The organism is Sphingobium sp. (genome assembly GCF_033795625.1).
Lineage (GTDB): Bacteria > Pseudomonadota > Alphaproteobacteria > Sphingomonadales > Sphingomonadaceae > Sphingobium.
Window position 1 is genome coordinate 94,179 of sequence record NZ_JARYGI010000010.1, and the last position, 21,102, is coordinate 115,280.

The 21,102-nt window shown below is 62.3% G+C and carries 24 protein-coding genes and 2 tRNA genes; 14 read left to right on the top strand and 12 right to left on the bottom strand.

What is annotated here, in order from left to right; translation table 11 throughout:
• Positions 1–52 precede the first annotated feature (52 nt).
• The 4 genes from QHC67_RS07370 (at position 53) to QHC67_RS07385 (ending at position 3,131) form a co-directional block, all read left to right on the top strand.
• Complete coding sequence (locus QHC67_RS07370; protein WP_319292774.1) at positions 53–553, top strand: hypothetical protein; 501 nt, start codon at positions 53–55, stop codon at positions 551–553.
• The gene (locus QHC67_RS07375) at positions 550–978 is read left to right on the top strand and encodes a DoxX family protein (RefSeq protein ID WP_319292776.1); all 429 of its coding nucleotides are present in this window, start codon (positions 550–552) and stop codon (positions 976–978) included. The genes QHC67_RS07370 and QHC67_RS07375 overlap by 4 nt, the downstream gene beginning before the upstream one ends.
• Positions 971–2,332, top strand: a complete 1,362-nt coding sequence (locus QHC67_RS07380; protein ID WP_319292778.1) for an alginate export family protein — start codon at positions 971–973, stop codon at positions 2,330–2,332. Before QHC67_RS07375 ends, QHC67_RS07380 begins: the two co-directional genes overlap by 8 nt.
• 103 nt (positions 2,333–2,435) lie before the next feature.
• Positions 2,436–3,131 (top strand): YoaK family protein, encoded by a 696-nt coding sequence (locus tag QHC67_RS07385; RefSeq protein ID WP_319292780.1) that lies wholly within the window; start codon positions 2,436–2,438, stop codon positions 3,129–3,131.
• Here the strand turns inward: QHC67_RS07385 and QHC67_RS07390 are convergent.
• Both QHC67_RS07390 and QHC67_RS07395 read right to left on the bottom strand, forming a co-directional pair.
• A complete protein-coding gene (locus tag QHC67_RS07390; protein ID WP_319292781.1) occupies positions 3,128–3,739 on the bottom strand; it encodes a TMEM175 family protein in 612 nt (203 codons plus the stop codon). The genes QHC67_RS07385 and QHC67_RS07390 overlap by 4 nt on opposite strands.
• Entirely contained in the window at positions 3,732–4,661 is a 930-nt protein-coding gene (locus QHC67_RS07395) for a LysR family transcriptional regulator (RefSeq protein ID WP_319292820.1), read from the bottom strand. Before QHC67_RS07395 ends, QHC67_RS07390 begins: the two co-directional genes overlap by 8 nt.
• A 111-nt stretch (positions 4,662–4,772) precedes the next feature.
• Between QHC67_RS07395 and QHC67_RS07400 the strand changes: the two genes are divergently transcribed.
• On the top strand, positions 4,773–5,471 hold the full coding sequence (locus QHC67_RS07400) for a pirin family protein (protein WP_319292783.1): 699 nt from the start codon (positions 4,773–4,775) through the stop codon (positions 5,469–5,471).
• 241 nt (positions 5,472–5,712) lie between these two features.
• Here QHC67_RS07400 and QHC67_RS07405 read toward each other — a convergent pair.
• Positions 5,713–5,788, bottom strand: a tRNA-Ala gene (locus QHC67_RS07405).
• A 123-nt stretch (positions 5,789–5,911) separates the two neighbouring features.
• Positions 5,912–6,250, bottom strand: coding sequence for a TIGR02300 family protein (locus tag QHC67_RS07410; RefSeq protein WP_319292785.1), 339 nt, complete (start codon positions 6,248–6,250; stop codon positions 5,912–5,914).
• Positions 6,251–6,397: 147 nt separating this feature from the next.
• Here QHC67_RS07410 and aroA point away from each other — a divergent pair, with 147 nt between their 5' ends.
• The 6 genes from aroA to QHC67_RS07440 all read left to right on the top strand — a co-directional run bounded on the left by aroA (position 6,398) and on the right by QHC67_RS07440 (position 11,271).
• Positions 6,398–7,747: a 3-phosphoshikimate 1-carboxyvinyltransferase gene (gene aroA / locus QHC67_RS07415; RefSeq protein WP_319292787.1), complete on the top strand. Its 1,350-nt coding sequence runs from the start codon at positions 6,398–6,400 to the stop codon at positions 7,745–7,747.
• A complete protein-coding gene (locus QHC67_RS07420; RefSeq protein WP_413818504.1) occupies positions 7,744–8,004 on the top strand; it encodes a CBU_0592 family membrane protein in 261 nt (86 codons plus the stop codon). Before aroA ends, QHC67_RS07420 begins: the two co-directional genes overlap by 4 nt.
• Complete coding sequence (gene cmk, locus QHC67_RS07425; RefSeq protein WP_319292789.1) at positions 8,001–8,627, top strand: (d)CMP kinase; 627 nt, start codon at positions 8,001–8,003, stop codon at positions 8,625–8,627. Before QHC67_RS07420 ends, cmk begins: the two co-directional genes overlap by 4 nt.
• A gap of 181 nt (positions 8,628–8,808) precedes the next feature.
• Positions 8,809–10,527, top strand: a complete 1,719-nt coding sequence (gene rpsA, locus QHC67_RS07430; RefSeq protein ID WP_319292791.1) for a 30S ribosomal protein S1 — start codon at positions 8,809–8,811, stop codon at positions 10,525–10,527.
• Positions 10,528–10,771: 244 nt separating this feature from the next.
• Positions 10,772–11,053 carry an integration host factor subunit beta gene (locus QHC67_RS07435; RefSeq protein WP_319292793.1) on the top strand — a complete coding sequence of 94 codons (282 nt, stop codon included), beginning with the start codon at positions 10,772–10,774 and terminating at the stop codon, positions 11,051–11,053.
• A gap of 134 nt (positions 11,054–11,187) precedes the next feature.
• Positions 11,188–11,271: transfer RNA gene (locus tag QHC67_RS07440), tRNA-Leu, on the top strand.
• Between the two features lie 162 nt (positions 11,272–11,433).
• Here QHC67_RS07440 and QHC67_RS07445 read toward each other — a convergent pair.
• Complete coding sequence (locus QHC67_RS07445; RefSeq protein WP_319292795.1) at positions 11,434–11,733, bottom strand: plasmid stabilization protein; 300 nt, start codon at positions 11,731–11,733, stop codon at positions 11,434–11,436.
• A 177-nt stretch (positions 11,734–11,910) separates the two neighbouring features.
• Between QHC67_RS07445 and QHC67_RS07450 the strand changes: the two genes are divergently transcribed.
• The 3 genes from QHC67_RS07450 to QHC67_RS07460 all read left to right on the top strand — a co-directional run bounded on the left by QHC67_RS07450 (position 11,911) and on the right by QHC67_RS07460 (position 14,832).
• A complete protein-coding gene (locus tag QHC67_RS07450; protein WP_319292797.1) occupies positions 11,911–12,840 on the top strand; it encodes a DUF808 domain-containing protein in 930 nt (309 codons plus the stop codon).
• A 77-nt stretch (positions 12,841–12,917) separates the two neighbouring features.
• Entirely contained in the window at positions 12,918–14,390 is a 1,473-nt protein-coding gene (locus tag QHC67_RS07455; RefSeq protein WP_319292799.1) for an ABC transporter substrate-binding protein, read from the top strand.
• Between the two features lie 19 nt (positions 14,391–14,409).
• The gene (locus QHC67_RS07460) at positions 14,410–14,832 is read left to right on the top strand and encodes a DUF4112 domain-containing protein (protein WP_319292801.1); all 423 of its coding nucleotides are present in this window, start codon (positions 14,410–14,412) and stop codon (positions 14,830–14,832) included.
• 3 nt (positions 14,833–14,835) lie between these two features.
• Here QHC67_RS07460 and QHC67_RS07465 read toward each other — a convergent pair whose 3' ends face one another.
• From QHC67_RS07465 to QHC67_RS07495, 7 genes are all read right to left on the bottom strand, one after another.
• Positions 14,836–15,555: a ribonuclease T2 family protein gene (locus QHC67_RS07465; RefSeq protein ID WP_319292803.1), complete on the bottom strand. Its 720-nt coding sequence runs from the start codon at positions 15,553–15,555 to the stop codon at positions 14,836–14,838.
• A complete protein-coding gene (nadC, locus tag QHC67_RS07470) occupies positions 15,548–16,393 on the bottom strand; it encodes a carboxylating nicotinate-nucleotide diphosphorylase (RefSeq protein WP_319292805.1) in 846 nt (281 codons plus the stop codon). The genes QHC67_RS07465 and nadC overlap by 8 nt, the downstream gene beginning before the upstream one ends.
• Positions 16,390–17,385 (bottom strand): quinolinate synthase NadA, encoded by a 996-nt coding sequence (gene nadA, locus QHC67_RS07475; RefSeq protein WP_319292807.1) that lies wholly within the window; start codon positions 17,383–17,385, stop codon positions 16,390–16,392. Before nadA ends, nadC begins: the two co-directional genes overlap by 4 nt.
• Before the next feature lie 83 nt (positions 17,386–17,468).
• Positions 17,469–18,350 carry an MBL fold metallo-hydrolase gene (locus QHC67_RS07480; RefSeq protein WP_319292809.1) on the bottom strand — a complete coding sequence of 294 codons (882 nt, stop codon included), beginning with the start codon at positions 18,348–18,350 and terminating at the stop codon, positions 17,469–17,471.
• A gap of 60 nt (positions 18,351–18,410) precedes the next feature.
• Entirely contained in the window at positions 18,411–19,910 is a 1,500-nt protein-coding gene (locus QHC67_RS07485; RefSeq protein ID WP_319292811.1) for a M56 family metallopeptidase, read from the bottom strand.
• A complete protein-coding gene (locus tag QHC67_RS07490; RefSeq protein WP_319292824.1) occupies positions 19,907–20,275 on the bottom strand; it encodes a BlaI/MecI/CopY family transcriptional regulator in 369 nt (122 codons plus the stop codon). The genes QHC67_RS07485 and QHC67_RS07490 overlap by 4 nt, the downstream gene beginning before the upstream one ends.
• A 310-nt stretch (positions 20,276–20,585) precedes the next feature.
• Positions 20,586–21,102: hypothetical protein (locus QHC67_RS07495; RefSeq protein WP_319292813.1), on the bottom strand; the 517-nt coding region annotated here is incomplete at its 5' end.

Sequence of the window (21,102 nt, forward strand, 5' to 3'; positions counted from 1 at the left end):
AGCGGACTTGCGATCGACCGAGCGCCCGATTTACATTGACGGAGATACTAACATGAACCGCATCTGCCCGATGATGGCGACCGCTCTGATCGCCATCAGTCCCGCCGCCGCGCCTGCGCAATCCTCGGCACCCGCGCAAAATTCGGGCAACAACTTCTTGGTCGGCCCGCAATATGACACCACCCATGTCTATGTTGCGCCGGAGGACTTCGATCGCTTCGTCACCAGCTTCATAGCCACTTTCGGGCGCACCGCGAGCAAGCAGGGCGTCTTCCAGGTCACGCCAACGGACAGCAAGAGCTATCGCCGCCTTAGGATGACGTCTGGCTATGGCAAGATGAACGTGATGGTGTCGGGCGGTCAGCTTCCCTGGCCCTATGGCCGCGACATGACGGGGTATGAGGTCGGGGATCTGACCGCGACACTCGCCAAGGCAAAGGCAGCAGGCGTCGAGACGCTCGTGCCTCCACATGCGGAGAGCAACCGCACGTCCGCAATCGTCCGTTTCCCTGGCGGCTATATCGCCGAAGTTCATGCGCCGGTGAAGCCGTGACGGGTGCGGATGAACCCCGCTTCGTTGATGCGATCCTCGACTGGCGCCCGACATGGTTCTTGGCTCGCCTCGCGCTGGTCAGTGCTTATCTGCTGGGCGGTGTGGTCAAGCTGATGAACTGGCCTGCGGCAGTCGCGGAGCAGGCGCATTTCAGCATGAGCCCGCCTGCCTTTTGGGCGTCGCTGACCATCGGCGTAGAGCTGGTCGGGCCGATCCTGATCCTGAGCGGCCGCTTGATATGGTTGGGCGCCGGTATGCTGGGCGTCTTCACGCTGCTGGCAGCCTTCACCGCCAACGCCTTCTGGGCCATGCCGGCGGGGCAGGAACGCTTCATGGCGACTAATGCCTTTTTCGAGCATGTTGGGCTGATCGGCGGCTTCGTGCTGGTGGCACTTGTTGCCGAACGTGAGCAGCGGTGTGCTTAGGATCCTTGTTGCGGCCGGACTGCTGGCGGGAACCGTCTCGGTGCCCGCCAGCGCCCAGCAGCGCGAGGCCTGGCAGGCACCAACTCTAAGCATCACGCGCTACGACGAGGATTGGTCCGATCTCGCCGATACGGAGAAACGCGCGCAACACTGGACTGGTCCGCTCAAGCATATCCCGCTCGGCGACGATAGATGGATCACGACGGGCATCGAATTGCGCGCACGCAGCGAGAACTATCAGAATAATCTCTGGGGCGCTGCGGATGCACCGGACGACAGCTATCTCTGGCTGCGCGTTCTACCCTATGCTGATCTGCACGTTGGCAAGGTTCGGGTTTTCGTGCAGCCCATCCTGGCCTACGCAGTCGGCCTCTCCCCCGCCGCCGGCCCGATAGATCAGACGAGGGCCGATCTACTCCAAGGGTTCGGCGAAGTTGATCTAGGCCCGGTCAGCCTGCGCGCCGGCCGCCAGATGCTGTCGCTCGGGACCGAGCGGCTGGTCGGGACGCGCTACGGCCCAAATGTCCCGCTCGCCTTTGATGGAGCGCGGGCCGACATCGCGATTGGGCGTGCCAAGATCAGCTTACTGAACATGCAGCCCGTCCAGCCCGGACCCGGCAGCTTCGACGATGCAACCTCTAAGACCAAGGCCCTATGGGGGGCTTATGCCACACTGCCGGAACTGGACCTTTATTATCTTGGCTACCGCAACCGGCTCGCACGCTTTGGCGGGCTGACGAAGCGCGAAGTCCGCCACAGCGTCGGCCTGCGCTCCCACGGGGTTCGCGGCGATTGGCACTGGAATGTCGAAGGCGTGGCGCAGTTTGGCCGTTTCGAGGAGCAACGGATCGCCGCCTGGACGCTCGGCACGGAAGTTGGCCGCAGTTTTCCGACTGCTCTCTTCGCGCCGGATGTGACGCTGCGGGTCAATGTCGTAAGCGGCGATGGCAAAGGGGGCGACGGCAAACTTGGCACGTTCAATGCCCTCTTCCCCAAGGGCAAATATTTCGGCGAACTTTCTCCGGTAGGTCCGGCTAACATCGTCAGCGTCAATCCGCGCGTCAGCGGTGCGCTGGGCGCGGGTATTTCGTTCAGCCTCGCCGCCATGGCCTATTGGAGGTACAGCATTGCGGACGGCGTCTACGATATTCCCGGCAATCTGATCCGTGAAGCAAGTGGCAGCAAGGCACGTTTCATCGGAAAGGAAGCCGAAGCGACGATTGCCTGGCAGGCGACGCCCGAGTGGGAGTTATCGGGGTCTTTGTCCGTCTTTTCGCCGGGTGCCTTTATTCACGAAACCGGTCCAGCAAAGACGATCACGATGCTGGGCTGGGAAAGCAACTTCCGCTTCTAATCCGGCCTTTCCAATTTATCGAACAACATCATCTATCTTATTCGACTGCATCTACGTCGAGTCCGCGTCTAGGCATTAGCCATACACATTCACGGAGACCGTTATGACCGCCAACAAGCCTGCGACATCGCCGCTCCCCTGGCTCCTCCTGCTCCTCTCCGTAACGACTGGGCTGGTCGACGCCATTTCGGTGCTGGGCCTTGGCAAGGTCTTCACGGCGAACATGACCGGCAACATCGTCTTCCTCGGTTTCGCCGCCAGCGGCGCGCCGGAGTTCATGATAGCGCCTTATGTCTTCGCCATCGCATCGTTCATGGTCGGCGCACTAGTTGCCGGACGCATCGGCAAGCACCACGCGGGCTCACCCCTACGCCGCTGGTTGCTCATCGCGGCGTCGATCGAAGCCGTCCTCCTTTGGACCGCAGCCGGTGTCGCGGTCGGGTTCGACGTGACAACGCAATCACCTGGCTCAAGCGTGTACATCATTATCGCACTGACCGGACTCGCCATGGGCTTCCGCAACGCGACGATCCGCCAGATGAAGGTTCCGGACCTCACCACGACTGTTCTTACGCTCACGATCACCGGACTTGCGGCCGATTCCAGCGTCGCAGGCGGTTCCAACCTGAACTGGGCACGCCGCATTGGCAGCGTTGCCGCTATCTTCCTCGGCGCGGCCGTCGGCGCATATCTCGTCAGGCATGGCGGTCTGGTCGCCCCGCTCATCCTCGCTGGTGGCCTGATCTTCGCGGGCACGCTCGCCTGCATGCTTCACCCCGCCGCCTCCAAGCCTCTCTAATGCCCCAGTTCGCGCTCGATCCTGCTGTCGGGCGGTAGCCAAAAGATCAATACAACTACATAGAGAATGATCGCTACTGGTCGGGCGAAGAACGCGGCCGGAACGGCGACGACATACAGGGCAAGACTGATCTTTCCCTTCCAATCGCGCCCAATGGCCTTCGCCACAGCCGACTGACGGCCATTGCAAGCAATGATCGATCGTTCGGTAAGCTCGTAGCCGATCGCCGCCATCCCCAGCACGACGCCATAGGACGCTGTCGCCATGGCAGAAAAGGCGCTGGCATCCAGCCACCGGATGACAAATGGGACGAGCGACAACCAGAACAGCAGAAAGAGGTTCGCCCACAGCACGCGACCGTCAATCCGCCCCGTGGCCTGCATCAGATGGTGATGATTGTTCCAGTATAGTCCAACGTTGATAAAGGACAGGACGTAGGCGAGCAGGATCGGCATGCTGGCTGACAGCGCTTCAAGCGTTCCTTCCTGCGGCACTTTCAGCTCGAGCACCATGATCGTGATGACGATCGCCACCACGCCATCGGTGAAGGCTTCAAGTCGACCCGATCTCATGCCGCGCTTCGGTCTGCCCTCGGCCTGATCAGACATCGCCCATGCCCTCCAGTTCCTTGTCGTCCGCGCCCAGCGCGACGAACTGATCCAGTAGCCAGGAGGCGGCAGGTCCCGGTGGTGCGTCTCGGCGCCAGACGCCTGCAAAGCGATATGTGCCACCCGTATGATCCGGCATGACGAGACGGACCAGCGAGCCATCAACAAGATCGGGTTCGATCATCGGCAGCGGCATGTTACCCCATCCGATCCCCTCGCGCAGCAGAGCATGCTTTGCGCCCAAATCGGCTAGACGCCACGTTTTGGGACTAATGACCGAATAATCCTGCCCCTCGGTGAAGCGGGAGCGGTCCGTCAGCACCAATTGGGTATGGTCACGCCCGGCGCCCGGCGGGATGCGCTCCATGCGCCCGAGCGGATGATCGGGGGCCGCAACTGGCACCATTGGTACAGATCCGGCCGCGATGCATTCGACTCCCTCCACGCCGGCTGCCAGCGGCCCGGAAATGCCGATTGCCGCGCCGCGATCCAGCACCATGGCAGTGATTGCGCCAAGTGCCTCGACATGCAGGCGAAGCTGGACCGTTGGAAACTCGACCGCGAAATTGCGCAATACCTTTCCAAGCCGCTCGGACGGAAGCATGACATCGACGGCCAGGTCAACTTCCGCCTCCAACCCATCGAGCAGGCCCTTCACCTTCGCGCGCAGTCCATCGAAACCGTGCGATATGCTGCGTGCCTCCGCGAGCAGAGCGCGTCCTTCGACGGTCAACTGGGGCTTACGGGTGCCCTCCCGGTCGAACAGCGTCAGGCCGAGCTGCGCCTCCAGATTGGCGATGCCATAGCTGATCACCGAGACGGCGCGATTGAGCTTTCGCGCGGCCGCCGCGAAGCTGCCCAGGTCGACGATGGTAAGGAAGATACGAAGCTGGTCAAAGGTCGGGGTTCCGGGAGACTTCATCATTCCACTTTCTCGAACGAACGCATCGGTTTTATCTATCTACATCGAAGTTTCCGCAAGGCGTAAAAGACATCCAACGACAGCCCGACGCTGTTCGAAAGGAGACATCACATGATAGAAGTTCGCCCCTTTGCCGATCTCGGCGGCGCCAACCACGGCTGGCTTGACGCCAAGCATCACTTCTCGTTCGGCGGGTATCACGATCCGGCGCGCATGAACTGGGGTAACCTCCGGGTCTGGAACGACGACACGATCGCGCCGAAGACCGGCTTTCCGCCGCATCCGCACCGCGACATGGAGATCATCACTTACGTGCGCGAAGGCGCCATCACGCACGAAGACAGCCTGGGCAACAAGGGCCGGACTGAAGCGGGTGACGTTCAGGTCATGAGCGCCGGATCCGGCGTGCGTCACTCCGAATATAATCTGGAGGATGTCACGACGAAGATCTTCCAGATCTGGATCGTGCCTACGAAGAACGGCGACGCTCCAAGCTGGGGCGCCCGCCCCTTTCCAACAGGCGATCGGACGGGGCAATTCGTCACGCTGGCATCCGGCTACGAAAACGACAATGACGCGCTAACGATCCGCACGGATGCCCGCATTGTCGCAGCGACGCTAAGAGCAGGCGAGAGCGCCGAATACCCGATCGGCAGGGAGCGAAAGGCCTATCTTGTCCCCGCCACCGGCGCGATCAGGATCGATGACGTACGGGTCAACGCCCGTGACGGAGCGGCGATCAAGGATGTCGACGTCATTCGTGTAACTGCAGTCGAGGATAGCGAGATTGTCATGGTCGACGCTGCCTGAGGACGTTCTGGGAGGGGCGAAGGCCGCGTAGATGGGCGCCACTTCCGAAGAATGGCGCGGTCATCGTCAAAGCAATGCACCTCTTTCGAGGTAAAGAGGAGTCCGGTGAAATGTAGCGAGAACGCCTTTTGTGCTTTGGTCAGCCACCAACTATCGTGGCGAGCGCGCGGCGTCCTCGTCTCCCTAGCGGGAAGCGGGGTTATTTGGTCCAACGCATCAAACACTGGAATTTTAAACTTGATGGTGGAGCCTAGCGGGATCGAACCGCTGACCTCCTGCATGCCATGCAGGCGCTCTCCCAGCTGAGCTAAGGCCCCAAATCACTGCCGCGCCGCTTGGGTCGCGGCCGCATTTCCGCCAGGGCAAATCGCATCGATAAGGATGCTGACTCGCTGGCGAGGCGCTGCCTTTAATCGAGCAGCGCCCCCCTTTGCAAGGGCTTAATTGTCGTCGTCGCCTTCATCGCCGGCTGCTTCGACCCCAAGGTCGTCGTCGCCGCCAAGATCCACGTCGTTATCCGGCGAGTCGTCATCCTCATCGATGTCCAGATCGACATCCAGATCATCGTCCACTGCCTCGATCTCGCCATCGGCGGTCTCGACGACCTTCTTGGGCACCACTTCCTCATAGGGAAGCGGCTGCTTCGATTTCAGCACAGGCTCGGGATCCCACGGATTATTGCAGTTGATGCAGACAACCGGGTTATCCTTGCCAAGATCGTAGAAGCGCGTCGCGCATTTCGGGCAAGTCCGTTTCGTGCCCCATTCAGGCTTCACCATGTGCCGCCGTCCATCCTTGATAATAATAATAGATAAAGCGCGCGACAGCGGGGCTGCGCACGAAGCGACGCGGGCATTGCCATAGCAGGACCGCGCTGTCAAAAGCCGGGACGCATTTTTTGACCCTTTGATGACGTTCGGACTTTCATGGCTCACGATCTGGCGCATAGCGACGCCCCCACTCCCACGACCTTCAGGGCCGCTAACGCGCTTTCGGGGACGGTCACAGTGCCGGGCGACAAGAGCATCTCGCACCGCGCACTGATGCTGTCTGCGCTGGCAGTGGGGGAGAGCCGAGTCGAAGGATTGCTGGAGGGCGAGGATGTGCTGGCGACCGCCGCCGCGATGCGGGCAATGGGCGCGGATATCGCCCGCGACGCTGATGGCGTGTGGCATATCCATGGCGTCGGCGTCGGTGGTCTGATGCAGCCCGAGGTGGCGCTGGACATGGGCAACAGCGGCACCTCTACGCGGCTCCTGATGGGGCTGCTGGCGAGTCACGATATCACCGCGACCTTCATCGGCGACGCGTCCCTCAGCAAGCGGCCGATGGGACGAGTCATCGACCCGCTGTCCACAATGGGCGCGGAGTTCACGGCGTCGCCAGGCGGGCGGTTGCCGCTGACCATGCGCGGCATCTGCCCCGCCGTGCCGATCGAATACCGCTTGCCGGTCGCATCGGCGCAAGTGAAGTCGGCCGTACTGCTGGCAGGGCTGAATACGCCTGGCATCACGCGGGTGATCGAACCCATACCGACGCGGGACCACAGCGAAGTGATGCTGCGGGGCTTCGGCGCTGATCTGACTGTGGAGATCGATAGCGACGGCGCGCGCGTCATCAGCCTCGTCGGCGAAGCGGAACTGCGTCCTCAGCACATTGTGGTGCCGGGCGACCCCTCGTCCGCGGCGTTCCCCATGGTCGCGGCGCTGCTGGTGCCGGGGTCGCAGGTCACGATCAACAATGTCGGATTGAACGGCACGCGCGCCGGACTGATCGACCTGCTGCGGGACATGGGTGGCAATATCCAGATCGTGAACGCGCGCCACGTAGGCGGCGAACCGGTGGGCGACCTGATCGTCACAGCCTCTACATTGAACGGCGTGGAACCCGATCCCGCCCGCGCGCCCAGCATGATCGATGAATATCCCGTGGCGTTCGTCGCGGCCGCATTGGCGCAAGGACGCAGCATATTTCGCGGCCTCGAAGAACTGCGCGTCAAGGAGTCGGATCGCCTCACTACCATGGCGACGGGGCTGCGCCTGATTGGCGCGCGAGTCGAGGAACTGGAGGATGGCCTCGTCATCGAAGGCACGGGCGGGGAGCCGCTGGCAGGTGGCGGTCCGGTCGCAACGCTGCTCGATCACCGTATCGCGATGAGCTTTGCAGTTGCAGGGCTGGTGTCGCGCGATGGCGTGACGGTCGACGATATGCGCCCGGTGGCGACGAGTTTTCCGGGGTTCGTGGATTTGCTTCGTGCTATGGGCGCAGTCCAGTGACCGGCGTCCTATCACCCCTTGCCGCCAACATCGTGGGCCTGATCGGCAGCGCGATGATGGTCGTCGCTTATGCCTATTCCAACATGGCGGCTAAGATGAACTTCCTGTTCTTCAACCTGCTCAACCTGGTGGGATCGCTGCTGCTGATCGCTTCCCTGACCGTACACTTCAACATCGCGTCGATGGCCCTGGAGATCGTCTGGGCCGCGATAGCCGTGCTTGGCCTCATCAAGGTATTGCGGAGCGCCAAGGCATGATCATCGCGGTCGATGGTCCCGCCGCCTCGGGCAAAGGCACGATCGCCAAGGCGCTGGGGCAGCATTACGGCCTCCCCTGCCTGGATACGGGGCTCCTATATCGCGCGGTCGGTCTTGCCGTGCTGAGAGCAGGGGGAGATCCGGACCTTGAAGAGGATGCCCTCGCCGCCTGCGATTTCGACGACAACCTGCTCGCCGAGCCCACCTTGCGGACCGAGGCGGTCGGGTCGCTGGCCTCGCGCGTGTCCGTTCACCAGAGCGTGCGTGCGGCGCTGATTTCCCGCCAGCGCGACTTTGCGACTCAACCGGGCGGCGCGGTGCTCGATGGCCGCGACATCGCCACCGTCATAGCGCCCGATGCCGACGCCAAGATCTTCGTGACGGCCAGCGTACCGGTGCGGGCGGAGCGGCGCTTCGCCGATGCCATGGCGCATGGTGGCCATCCCGACATGGACACGCTGATCGCAGACATCCAGGCGCGCGACACACGCGACATGAGTCGCGACCATGCCCCATTGCGGCAGGCCGACGGTGCAGACTTGCTAGATACCAGTAACTTGACTATAGACGCGGCCGTCCGACAGGCCATTGTGCTGGTGGACGCACAGCTGGCAGGTCGCTGAAAACAGTGGCCGATGAGGCGCTCGGCTACACCGGAGGCGCTTTTTTCACTTGCCCACTTCTGCGTTTTCCTTGGCTGATAGTCCGCCGGATGCTTGCTAAACGTTCGGTTTTGCAGGCGTTTTGGCCAAAGACCGCCGGAGACAACCGGCCGGCCAGCAACGTACGAAGAAGGACTACCATATGGCCTCTACGGCATTTCCGTCGCGCGACGATTTCGCAGCGATGCTCAATGATTCTCTCGGTGGCGAAGACGGCGGCTTTGAAGGCCGCGTTGTAAAGGGCACCGTTACCGCCATCGAAAACGACCTCGCCGTCATCGACGTGGGCCTCAAGAGCGAAGGCCGCGTTCCCTTGCGCGAATTCGCGATGCCCGGCCAGAAGGCCGACATCAAGGTGGGCGATGAAGTCGAAGTCTATGTCGACCGCGTCGAAAACGCCCATGGCGACGCCATGCTTTCCCGTGACCGCGCCCGCCGCGAAGCCGCATGGGACAAGCTGGAAGCGGAATTCTCCGAGAACACCCGCGTCGAAGGCGTCATCTTCGGCCGCGTCAAGGGCGGCTTCACGGTCGACCTCGACGGCGCCGTGGCCTTCCTGCCCGGTTCGCAGGTCGACATCCGCCCCGTGCGCGATGTCACTCCGCTGATGGACATTCCGCAGCCCTTCCAGATCCTGAAGATGGATCGCCGCCGCGGCAACATCGTCGTATCGCGCCGCGCCATTCTGGAAGAAACTCGCGCCGAACAGCGCACCGGTCTCATCCAGACGCTGGCCGAAGGTCAGATCATCGAGGGCGTGGTCAAGAACATCACCGATTACGGTGCGTTCGTGGACCTGGGCGGCATCGACGGCCTGCTGCACGTCACCGACCTCAGCTACAAGCGCATCAACCACCCCAGCGAAATGATCAACATCGGCGACACTGTCCGCGTGCAGATCATCCGCATCAACCGCGACACGCAGCGAATCTCGCTCGGCATGAAGCAGCTTGAGAGCGATCCGTGGGAAGGCGCGATGGCCAAGTACCCGATCGGCGCCAAGCTGTCGGGCCGCGTGACCAACATCACCGAATATGGTGCGTTCGTCGAACTGGAACCGGGCATCGAAGGCCTGGTCCATGTCAGCGAAATGAGCTGGACCAAGAAGAACGTCCACCCCGGCAAGATCGTTTCGACCAGCCAGGAAGTCGAAGTTCTGGTCCTCGAAGTCGACAGCGAGAAGCGCCGCATCTCGCTTGGCCTCAAGCAGGCACAGAGCAATCCATGGGATGCCTTCGCAGAGAAGCACCCGGTCGGCTCCGTCGTCGAAGGCGAAGTCAAGAACGCGACCGAATTCGGTCTGTTCATCGGCCTGGACGGCGACGTCGACGGCATGGTCCACATGTCCGACATCGCATGGGGCATTTCGGGCGAAGACGCTCTGGCGCTGCATCGCAAGGGCGAAGCCGTTTCGGCGATCGTTCTCGACATCGACGTCGAGAAGGAACGCATCTCGCTTGGCATGAAGCAGCTTGAGAAGGGTGCGCCTGCCGTCGGCAGCGCTGGCACTGCCTCCTCGGGCGCCGGTCTCAACAAGAACGCGATCGTAACCGTGACCGTCCTTGAAGTCCGCGACGGCGGTCTGGAAGTCCAGGCTGGCGAAGACGGGGCAACCGGCTTCATCAAGCGCAGCGACCTTGGCCGCGACCGCGACGAGCAGCGCCCCGAGCGCTACCAGCCCGGCCAGAAGTTCGATGCGATGGTCATCGGCTTCGACCGCGCGAAGAAGCCCAACTTCTCCGTCAAGGCGATGCAGATCGCCGAAGAGAAGCAGGCCGTAGCGCAATATGGTTCGTCGGACAGCGGCGCGTCGCTGGGCGACATCCTGGGCGAAGCGCTCAAGGCCAAGAACGAAGGCTAAACACATGTTCGCATGACGCCGCGGCAAGTGGCGTCATGCACCGTAAGTAAGAGGCGCAACGGAACCCCGTTGCGCCTCTTTTTTTGCGGCTTTTACGGCCTTCTACCTAGTGCATTGCCCAAATTTGGCACAGATCGTTGATTTTGCACAATAGTCTCTCAAGTTCGTTCCATTGTCAGCGGGTTAGCTTTTGATTAAGGCTAAACAACAGGCATGCGGGGTGCTGATATAGTGGGGACAGGTAATGATCCGCTCGGAATTGATTCAGAAACTGGCAGATGAAAACCAGGAACTTACCTTGCAGGAAGTCGAACGGATTGTAGATCTGTTCTTTCGCGAGATTATAGAACGACTTGCCGCGGGGGGTCGCGTCGAGTTGAGGGGTTTTGGAGCGTTCACCACGCGGGATCGCGATGCGCGTACCGGCCGCAACCCAAGGACTGGAGAGACGGTGCCTGTCACTGCCAAGCGGGTGCCCTATTTCAAGCCGGGCAAGGAAATGCGCGAGCGTCTCAACGCGAAGTAAAGAACGCCCGTTCCGCTCGACCACATCAGAGCGGAGGGGATTCTTCTTTTTGTCCTGATTAGCGGACGCATGGCGTTTTCAATCCGCCGAAATGCCGTTAAGGCCGAGCCGCGACGCGGGACATTCCTGTAGATGCGGACGTGGCGAAACCGGTAGACGCGGCAGACTTAAAATCTGCTTCCTATGGAGTGCGGGTTCGAGTCCCGCCGTCCGCACCAGCGTCGTTCGACCTCAGACACCGAGCGATTGCGTCTGCGATCGCGGCTTTCCCTACATAAGGTTGGCCGGCCGGATGGCGTACTGCGAAGCTCCTGAGGTCGACAACGCTGGTTTCAGCCCACTTACCTAGATAAACGTCGGCTACTTGCGCCGCACCCAGATCAGGCCTTCGTGCGCCGCGTCTCCCAACCCTTCTTGGCTGCTGCGGACCTGTCCGCGGCAGAGCGCTTGGCGGATGCCGCGCCGCCGCGCTTGCCGCCTCTGCTGGACGAAACATGCGTGTCCGGCTTGCCCCGGCCGGACCCGGATTTGTTGCCGCCGCCGGACTCCTTGTTGACCGTGGCCCAGGCGCGGCGTTCTGCTTCGTCCTTCGGCACGCCACGCTCCTCATATCCTTCCTCGATATGCGACGCCTTACGCTTCTGCTTATCAGTGTAGCTGCTCTTGTCACCCTGTGGCATGTGTCACTCCTTCGCGACCTCCGCTCAAGTGCTCAACGCAGCAACACCCGAGGGTTTCCCCACACATAGACACCACCACAAAGGGAACGGCAGATCGACCCGAACGTTCTTTGCCATGCCCGTGGATAGCCGCTAGGGGGCGTCCAAGACCGGGCCGCACAGGGGGATAAATACGACATGCCATCGGGATTAATCGCGCTGCTGGACGACGTAGCGGGAATTGCCAAGCTTGCGGCCTCATCGCTCGATGACGTGGGTGCTGCGGCCGGCAAGGCGGGGGCCAAGGCTGCGGGCGTAGTGATCGACGATGCCGCAGTCACGCCGCGCTATGTCGTGGGGCTGACTCCGGACCGTGAACTCCCGATCATCTGGAAGATCGCATTGGGATCGCTGCGCAACAAGCTGCTGTTCCTGCTTCCTGCGGCGCTCGCGATCAGCGCGCTGGCGCCATGGGCGCTCACGCCGTTGCTGATGATAGGCGGCGCCTATCTCTGCTTCGAGGCGTCGGAGAAGTTGTTCGAGGCTCTGCAAGGTGGCACAGCCCACCCGATCGAGGAGGTGGCCGACGAAATCGATCCCAAGGTGCTGGAAGACCGTCAGGTAGGCGGTGCAATTCGGACCGACTTCATCCTTTCGGGCGAAATCATGGCCATCGCACTGGCATCTGTAGCCGACACCCCTTTGTGGGAGCAGGCGATCGTCCTTGCCGTCGTGTCGCTGCTGATAACGGCAGGCGTATATGGCGTGGTGGCGCTGATCGTGAAGATGGACGACATCGGCCTCCACATGGCCAAACGCCCGTCCACCGCCAGCCAGACCATAGGCAGGCTGCTGGTCAACACCATGCCGGTCCTGATGCGCGCGTTATCAGTTATCGGCACCGCGGCGATGCTATGGGTCGGCGGCGGCATCCTTGTCCACGGGCTTGAGAGTTTCGGCATGCACATGATACCCGGAACGCTGCACCATATCGCCGTGGCGGCAGGCGAGGCGATGGGGCCTCTGCACGCCGTCACGGAATGGGCGGTTACTGCGCTCGGCTCCGGGATCGCGGGGCTGATCGTGGGCGGCATCATCGTCGCGGTGCTGCATAAGTTCAAACATTAAGCGCATACGGGTTGGCGGGGGAGCGGCCAGCGGCTAGATCAGCTACTTGGCAGCCGCCTTCAGGAACCGCCTCGCTCATGCTCCGCCGCTTCAGCCTGCCCGTACTCGCACCGTTGCTCGCGACCTTCGCGATGAGTGTGGCGGGCTGCTCGGAAAAGCAGTCGGGGCCGGTCGTGGTCAGCGTCATCGGCACCGGCCAGCAGCTTACACAGCCTTTGCGCGACGTGCTGAGCCCTGCATCCAAGCTGATGCTGGAGTCCACGGCGCAGGGTCTGGTGGCCTTCGATGCGCAGGGCGACGTGCTGCCCGCGCTTGCCCAACGCTGGATCGTGCAGGACGATGGCCGCAGCTACATATTCCGCCTGCGCCGCCTGCAATGGCCGAATGGCGCGCCGATCAAGGCCGAGGACGTCGCATTTCTCCTCCGCAACCGCATCACCGCCAATCTGAAGCTCGACGTTCACGGCGACCTTGCCGCCATTCAGGAAGTCAACGCCATCACCGGAGAAGTGCTGGAGATCCGCTTGTCGGCCTCTCGTCCTTATCTGCTGCAAATGCTCGCCCAGCCGCAAATGGCCATCACCCGGCGCGATGGCGGCACAGGACCCTATCGTAAGGAGAAGCGCCCGGACGCCTGGTTCCTGCGTCCCGTCGTCGATGATGACGGCAATGAAGACACGGCCATTCCCGCTTGGGAGAACCGCGTGCTGCGAGCGGAGCGCGCGGCAATGGCTATCGTGCGGTTTCGCGCGGGCCTTGCGTCGCTGGTGCTCGGGGGGCGCTACAACGACCTGCCGCTTCTGAACCGGGCAGGACTGGATAATCGCGTCGTGCGAGTCGATCCGGCTCAGGGGCTCTTCGGGCTGGCGGTCGTTGGCACGGGGACCTTCCTTGACGATGCCGCCGTTCGGGCGGCTCTGAGCATGTCCATCGATCGGGACCGGTTGCCTTCAGCTTTCGCGCTGGGCGGCTGGGTAGTCACGGATCGCTTGCTGCCACAGCAACTCGACCTGCCCCGCCCGCCCACCGTACCCGCGTGGACCAATGTATCCATGGAGGATCGCCGCGCCACCGCTCGCGCCGCGATCCAACAATGGCGCGGCATCAATGGTGAAGTGCCCTCGCTTCGTATAGCCTTGCCCCTGGGTGCTGGCTCCAGGTTGCTATACACGCTGATTGCGCGCGATCTTTCACAGATCGGCGTGCCGAGCAGGCAGGTCGGGCTGGACGAAGATGCCGACTTGCGCCTTATCGATGAAGTCGCTGCCTATGACAGCGCCCTGTGGTATCTGGGCCGGATCGGCTGTGCGCGCAAAGTGCATTGCGATGCACTTGCTCAGGAGCGGCTGCAGGAGGCAGGAATGGCGACGTCCGTGCCGGAGGCGCAGGCGCGCCTTGCTGACGCAGAGGCGCTGACCACAGCGCACAATGGCTATATCCCGCTGGGCGCGCCCGTGCGTTGGTCGCTGGTTGCCCGTGTGCTTAACGGATTTGCCCCGTCAACGCGCGCGCGCCACCCATTGAACCAGTTGTTCCGCACCACCAACTAAGGTGAGAGGAGTAATCACGTTGCCTATCTCACAGGATCAATTCGACCGGATCGCACGCGACTTGCCCGGCTTTGGCCGCGACCCTGCGTCCGTACGGCGTCGGATAGAGGCAATGGAGCAGATCCTGGAAGGGCTGTTCGTCATCCCCGGCACCAACCGCCGCGTGGGAGTGGACAGCCTCGTCGGCCTGATCCCGGTCGTCGGCGACATCGCCACGGCCGCCATGGGCGCTTGGATGGTATGGGAAGCGCGGAACCTTGGCATGTCGAAATGGCAGCTGACGCGCATGGCCGCCAATGTCGGTGTCGACACAGTACTGGGCGCGATCCCTTTTGCGGGCGACGTATTCGATTTCATGTTCAAGTCGAATACCAAGAACCTGAAGCTCATCCGCAGGCACCTGGACAAGCATCACCCCGGAACGGTGACAATAGACGGCTGAGCGCTATTGCGCGCGCACCCGTAGCGTCTCGGCAGGCTTCAGCCCGCCCTGATGGGCCGGGCAGCGCGCATTGCGGAAGCCTTTGTCGAGGCACAGCCAAATCTCGTCCAACCAGCCGTCACGTGTCGCCGTCACACGCATCATGTCAGGCCGAAATCCCGGATTTGCGTCCGCAAACGCATTAGCGAGCGCGCCCGCGGTAATGCTGCCCCGCTTGGAGATAGCTGCCATGTCGGGGAACCGCAGCTTCCGATAGAGCGCCCGCGATCGGTCGAAATAAGTGTTCGGCCGGATCGGCTGACCGTTGGCGCTCATGCAGGTGCCATGCTTGGCCCACTCATGCTGGATCAGTTGCGCCGATGGCGTCACGCACAGATTCTTGGCAATAGTGGCGCGCGGCAGGATCGACGTGGCGCGGCAATATTGCGGCCAGTCCTTGCCCTCGCCATCCGGCCACAGGCCATGCAGCGTGAAGCCGAACCTCGCCTTCCGATTGTCGCACTGGAAAGCATCGCGCCCGCCGCTCTTGCCCGCGCAATATTGCGGCGACCAGGTAATCGCGAGCGTATAGCCGCCGATTGGAAGCACACGCTTCGGCTGGCCGTCCGAGGGCAAATCGGGCCGCGGACGCGGGATGTTGTGAGGGATGGTGCATTGCTCCACCTGCGCCAGCGCGACGCCCGGAGCGAGCATCAGGACGGCTGCGGCGAGTTCCTTAAACATGCGCGAAGTCCAGCCCTACATCGGCGGCGGGCGCGGACTGCGTGAGCCGCCCGACACTCACATATGTGACGCCTGTCTGGGCAATGGCATGGATCGTATCCAGCCGCACGCCGCCAGAGGCTTCGGTGGGCACGCGTCCGCCGACCAGTGTAACAGCGCCGCGCAACGTCGGCGGGTCCATATTGTCGAGCAGCAAATGCGTGGCGCCAGCCTCCAGCGCCGGTTCGATCTGATCCACGCGGTCGACTTCCACGATGATATTCGCAATGCCCGCAGAGACTGCCCGCCGCGCCGCTTCACCCACCGATCCGGCGACCGCGACATGGTTGTCCTTGATCATCGCCGCGTCCCACAGGCCCATGCGATGATTGGCCGCGCCGCCCATCCGCGTCGCATATTTCTCCAGGCGGCGCAGGCCTGGGATCGTCTTGCGCGTGTCGAGCAATGTCGCGCCGGTGCCGATGATCGCATCGACATAGGATCGCGTCAGGGTCGCGATTCCGGTCAGATGCTGCACCGTATTCAGCGCAGAACGTTCCGCCGTCAGCATCGCCCGTGCCTTGCCGCGCAACCGCATCAGCTCCGTGCCCGCCGCGACCTGCTGCCCGTCCTCCACCAGCATCTCGATTTCCACGTCTGGGTCGAGCGCACGGAAAAATGCCGCCGCTATCGGCAGCCCCGCGACCGTCACGGCATCGCGGCTGTCCATCACGCCTGTAAACAGCGCATCGGCAGGAATGACAGCGGCGGAAGTGATGTCGCCCCCGTCACCGAGATCCTCTGCCAGCGTGGCGGCAATGAAGGCGTCCAGATCGAAGCCCGCCAGAGCGAATGTCATCGCGCGCCCAGATCCCCCTGACCCACAGTGCCGCTCGCCATTTCCAGCATGCGGTCGAGCGACTTGCGCGCCTGCAACCGCAACGTCTCGTCCATTTCGATACGCGGCTGCAGATCGCGCAGCGCGACGTACAGCTTCTCCGTGGTATTGAGCGCCATGTAGGGGCAGATGTTGCAGTTGCAGTTGCCGTCGGCACCCGGCGCACCGATGAAGGTCTTCTCCGGCACCGCGCGTTCCATCTGGTGGATGATGTGCGGCTCGGTCGCGACGATCAGCGTGTCGCCCGGCATCGACTTGGCGAACTCCAGGATTCCGCTGGTCGATCCGACATAATCGGCATGATCGACGATCGCCGGCGGACATTCGGGATGCGCAGCGATGGGCGCGCCCGGATATTGCGCCTGAAGCTTCAGCAACTCGGTTTCGCTGAACGCCTCGTGCACGATGCAAACGCCCGGCCACAGCAGCATCTCACGCCCCAGCTTGCGCGCCAGATAGCCGCCCAGATGCTTGTCGGGTCCGAAGATAATCTTCTGCTCCTTCGGTATCTGACTCAGGATCTTCTCCGCCGAACTGCTGGTGACGATGATGTCGGATAATGCCTTCACTTCGGCCGAGCAGTTTATGTAGCTCAATGCAATGTGATCGGGATGCGCCTCCCGGAAGGCCTTGAACTGCGCGGGTGGGCAGCTGTCCTCCAGCGAACAGCCTGCGTCCATATCGGGCAGAATCACGATCTTCTCAGGCGAGAGGATCTTCGCTGTCTCCGCCATGAAGCGCACGCCGCAAAACGCGATCACCTCCGCATCGGTCTCCGCCGCCTTGCGTGACAACTCGAGCGAGTCTCCGACGAAATCCGACAGGTCCTGGATTTCCGGCTTCTGGTAATAGTGACCGAGGATCACGGCATTGCGCTCCTTGCGCAGCCGGTCGATCTCCGCGCGCAGGTCCAAGCCCTTCAGGCTCCCGCCGATTCCACCTCTGGCATCCATGTCAGTCGTCTTCCTTGTTCGTCATCGACGTTGGGTTGGCGCTGCCTTTATCCGCACCGCGCGCGAAGGCATAGAGAAACCGCTCAGGCTGCGACAGCTTCCCACTGCCCGGCCTGTTCACGCGCCAGTCCCCGCGCCTGCAAGTCGATCAGATGAGCCAGCACCGACCTGCCCGCAGCGGGATACAGCCGCGGATCGACGCCTTTGTACATCTCCGAAACCATGTCCGGGATAGCTGCTGCACCGCTGCCTTGCAGATAGCGGATGATCTGCCCTTCGCGGTGGCGGCGGTGACCCATCATGGAGCGGGCAAGACGTTGCGGCTTATCCACCGGCTCGCCATGCGCGGGGTAATAAATCACGTCGTCCCGATCCACCAGCAGCTGCATGGACCGCATATAGGCGGCCATGTCTCCATCCGGGGGTGAAACGACCGAGGTGGACCATCCCATGATATGATCGCCGGTAAACAGCGCCTGCTCCTCGATCAGGGCAAAGCACAGATGGTTGGAGGTGTGCCCCGGCGTCGCCAGAGCCTCCAGCGTCCAGTCCGTGCCGCTCACTCGCTCGCCATTCAAGAGTACGCGATCCGGCACATAATCAGGATCGAACGCTGCGTCGGCACGTGGGCCGTCATCCTCCAGCGTCAGCGGCGCGCACCCGATGATCGGGGCGCCCGTCAATTCCCCCAGTCGTGGCGCGGCCGGGCTGTGATCGCGATGCGTATGCGTACACATGATGGCAGTCACAGGACGGCCACCGATAGCCGCTTCTAATGCGGAGATATGCGCCGGATCAGCGGGTCCCGGATCGATCACCGCGACATCCTCGCGCCCCACCACATAGCTTTGCGTGCCGGTGAAGGTGAACGGCGAGGGATTGGGCGCAAGCACGCGCGCCACAAGCGGCGAAAGAGTCATTGCTACGCCAGTGGGAAGAGCCGCGATATCAAAAGGAGCATCCATTGCTCCCATGTGCCACTTCGCCTTCCAAATTCAAGGACTCTCGATGAGAGCCCAGGAACCTCAGTGGATCTCAGCCCGGCTCCGGTCGATCTCGCGACGGGCTTCCTCCCGCGCCCGGGCCATTTCCGCGCGCGCTTCTGCAAGGTCCGCCTGTGCGTCAGCCATGGCTTGGGCACGATCCTGAGCCGACATCACGCGCGCCGACGCCACGGCCCGACGCGCCTCGGCCATCTCGGCACGCGCTTCGGCCATCGCTTCGTGCTGGATCGCGGCGGTACAAAGCGAGACGTGAACGTGGCGCTTGCCCGACGCATCTGTGAAGTCCTGCGTCGTCGCCTCACGCCTCCCGGTGCAGCCATGATCCACCCGGACATCCGGCACCATGGCAGTGAGTTCAGCCTGTGAAGGCACCCTCACGTCAGGATGGAAGCTCTTACTGTCGATCCTGACGACCGGGACCCCGTGCGGCACGGAGGGAGGCGCGGCCCAGGCTATCGCAGCAGGTTCGGCGGGCGGAGCGGGTGGTGCCGGAGCGGCGGGCGCTTGCGGCGCCCTCGCTTCGACCGGGTTCCTCGGCAGCAGCGCGGTGAGCCGCGTCAGATTGGCATTGCCCAGAGGACCGGATACGCTTGCCATTTCCCTTGCGGCACCACTTCCCGATGCAGTGAGCGCTAGTCCGGCCACGGTCACGACAGCTACGGCTCCCATGCCCCAGGTAATATGGCGCAGCGATGCTGAGTGGTTCGAAAGCATTTTCAACCTCCCCTTCAGAGTTTCGACTTTATTGAGATGACAGATATTGAAGCGATTTCCGGTTGGATGTGCCGCTGCGGTCGCCGCCTTCAAGATCGCACGCCCATAAGCTTGCGCCTGGCCATGGCTGGCCAGCACCTGCGCGTCGCAAGCTAGTTCCTGATCCATTCGGAAGGCGCGATAGGCGATCCAGGCAATGGGATTGCACCAGTGCAGCGCCAGCATCAGCAGCGCCAACAGGTTTGCGACCAGATCGCCGCGCCGATGATGCGTCACCTCATGCGACAGAGCCAGCACCTGCTCATCGGGCGTATAGCGGTCGCGGAAATCGACCGGCACCATTACTCGCCTGTGCACGATGCCGAACGCCAGTGGTCCTCTCGCGTGAACGCTCTCCAAGATCGCGATCCCGCCATCGTGGCCGATCACGACGCCGTCAGACAGCATCAACTGCTTGAAGCGAAAATAGGCGAAGGTTTGCACCAGCAAGAACAGCACTGCGCCGCCGATCCACACCGCCAGGAGGGCTTCGACCCATGGGAATTGCGCAGCGGGCGCCTGCACCGCTTCGCGAACGTAGCCGATAGATACGACCTTACCCTGCACCGGGAGCAACGCAGCCGGAGTTGCGGCTTGCGGTAGAGGCGGTAGCAGCAGCCGCAACAAGGGAAGCGCCCACAAGGCATAGGCTGCGCGCGCGCCAAGATACTGCGCGACCGGCCGCCGCAGCAACATGACGAGAGCAAGCAAAAGCGCCGATGCGATCACAGCCTCTGCAATCCATGTGTAAAAGCCCGGCGCGCTCATGATTTAAGCGCCTTCAACAGCGCCTCGATCTCGGCAATATCCTGACGGCTAAGTTGATCCTGCTCGGCAAGGTGCGCCACCAGCGGCGCGGCCCTGCCGCCGAACAGCCGATCCACGAGCCGCCGCGACTCGCCTGCCACATAGGCATCGCGCTCCACCAATGGCCGATACAGAAAGCGGCGGCCATCCTGCTCCGTCGCGACTATATCCTTGGCCAGCAGGCGCGAGAGCAGCGTCTTCACGGTCTGGATGCTCCACCCCCGCGCTTCCCGAACCCGCTCGGTCACATCGGAAGCACTCAGCGGCGACGCTTCCCAAAGGGCTTCCATAACGGCATGTTCGGCGTCGCTGATCTTCTCGGTCATGGAGTCACCTCTCGACGAACTCATGCACCTCCTAAGCCGTCGTTACGACTACATATGTAAACGACAACCTGAACGATGGATGAATGTCGGCGCGACTTGCACTGTAACGCGTGCGTGCCGTCCTGTTAATCGTCATAACTGCCAAAACTACCTAGAAGGTCTGTTGATCCTCGGAATCCATCGCGCCCGACGCTTCGATCCTTTCTTATCTCCACAGGGCGCGCTTGGTTCAAATACTGGTGATCGGCCGCCCTCTCTGTTGGGAGCGAGCAGGCGATACGTGCCTCTCGCTCGGGCGGCCCTCCAGACATCAAGTCTGCGTATTATTGCGCTGCTGGATCGCAGAAACAGCCGAGGTCTGCGGCAGGCTGGCCAGCGGGCGCATCGCGATCGCCCTCGCTTCTTCTTCAGGCAGCCCCAGTGCGTTCAGCAACAGCTCGAGCATGTTCGAGGCATAGTCTTTTCCGTGATCCTGCTCCAGAACGCTCCGCAATGCCCGGCGCAATGCGCTGACGACAAGATCGTTCGCGCAGGCCAAGCTTGTGAACTTGAAGCGGCCATTGCGATGCCCGACAACAAGATCGGTTCGAGGAAAGCTGAGCAGGTCGTCCGGTACCCTCCCGCGATCCGACATACTATAGATGAGCCACCCCCAGATATGGTCCTGCGAGGCTCGTTCGAGAATATGCCGTGCCTCGGTCGCAAGTCGCTCAGCCGGGTCAGCGATCGCTTGCGAGGCCTGTTGAATATTGATCTGCCCCCTTCTGAGTGGTCCAGAATCTCTGTTATTTTGGATTATGAAGGAGTTTGGAAATGGGCAAGAGGCA

Bases quoted from the DNA above. Each gene is read 5' to 3' on its own strand.
- QHC67_RS07445 (WP_319292795.1), bottom strand. From the start codon at position 11,733: ATGCCACAGGGTGACAAGAGCAGCTACACTGATAAGCAGAAGCGTAAG.
- QHC67_RS07490 (WP_319292824.1), bottom strand. From the start codon at position 20,275: ATGACCGAGAAGATCAGCGACGCCGAACATGCCGTTATGGAAGCCCTT.
- nadC (WP_319292805.1), bottom strand. From the start codon at position 16,393: ATGACATTCGCTCTGGCGGGCTTCGATCTGGACGCCTTCATTGCCGCC.
- aroA (WP_319292787.1), top strand. From the start codon at position 6,398: ATGGCTCACGATCTGGCGCATAGCGACGCCCCCACTCCCACGACCTTC.
- QHC67_RS07455 (WP_319292799.1), top strand. From the start codon at position 12,918: ATGCTCCGCCGCTTCAGCCTGCCCGTACTCGCACCGTTGCTCGCGACC.
- QHC67_RS07450 (WP_319292797.1), top strand. From the start codon at position 11,911: ATGCCATCGGGATTAATCGCGCTGCTGGACGACGTAGCGGGAATTGCC.
- QHC67_RS07400 (WP_319292783.1), top strand. From the start codon at position 4,773: ATGATAGAAGTTCGCCCCTTTGCCGATCTCGGCGGCGCCAACCACGGC.
- QHC67_RS07480 (WP_319292809.1), bottom strand. From the start codon at position 18,350: ATGGATGCTCCTTTTGATATCGCGGCTCTTCCCACTGGCGTAGCAATG.
- rpsA (WP_319292791.1), top strand. From the start codon at position 8,809: ATGGCCTCTACGGCATTTCCGTCGCGCGACGATTTCGCAGCGATGCTC.
- QHC67_RS07485 (WP_319292811.1), bottom strand. From the start codon at position 19,910: ATGAGCGCGCCGGGCTTTTACACATGGATTGCAGAGGCTGTGATCGCA.
- cmk (WP_319292789.1), top strand. From the start codon at position 8,001: ATGATCATCGCGGTCGATGGTCCCGCCGCCTCGGGCAAAGGCACGATC.
- QHC67_RS07465 (WP_319292803.1), bottom strand. From the start codon at position 15,555: ATGTTTAAGGAACTCGCCGCAGCCGTCCTGATGCTCGCTCCGGGCGTC.
- QHC67_RS07435 (WP_319292793.1), top strand. From the start codon at position 10,772: ATGATCCGCTCGGAATTGATTCAGAAACTGGCAGATGAAAACCAGGAA.
- QHC67_RS07385 (WP_319292780.1), top strand. From the start codon at position 2,436: ATGACCGCCAACAAGCCTGCGACATCGCCGCTCCCCTGGCTCCTCCTG.
- QHC67_RS07370 (WP_319292774.1), top strand. From the start codon at position 53: ATGAACCGCATCTGCCCGATGATGGCGACCGCTCTGATCGCCATCAGT.
- nadA (WP_319292807.1), bottom strand. From the start codon at position 17,385: ATGGATGCCAGAGGTGGAATCGGCGGGAGCCTGAAGGGCTTGGACCTG.
- QHC67_RS07410 (WP_319292785.1), bottom strand. From the start codon at position 6,250: ATGGTGAAGCCTGAATGGGGCACGAAACGGACTTGCCCGAAATGCGCG.
- QHC67_RS07395 (WP_319292820.1), bottom strand. From the start codon at position 4,661: ATGAAGTCTCCCGGAACCCCGACCTTTGACCAGCTTCGTATCTTCCTT.
- QHC67_RS07390 (WP_319292781.1), bottom strand. From the start codon at position 3,739: ATGTCTGATCAGGCCGAGGGCAGACCGAAGCGCGGCATGAGATCGGGT.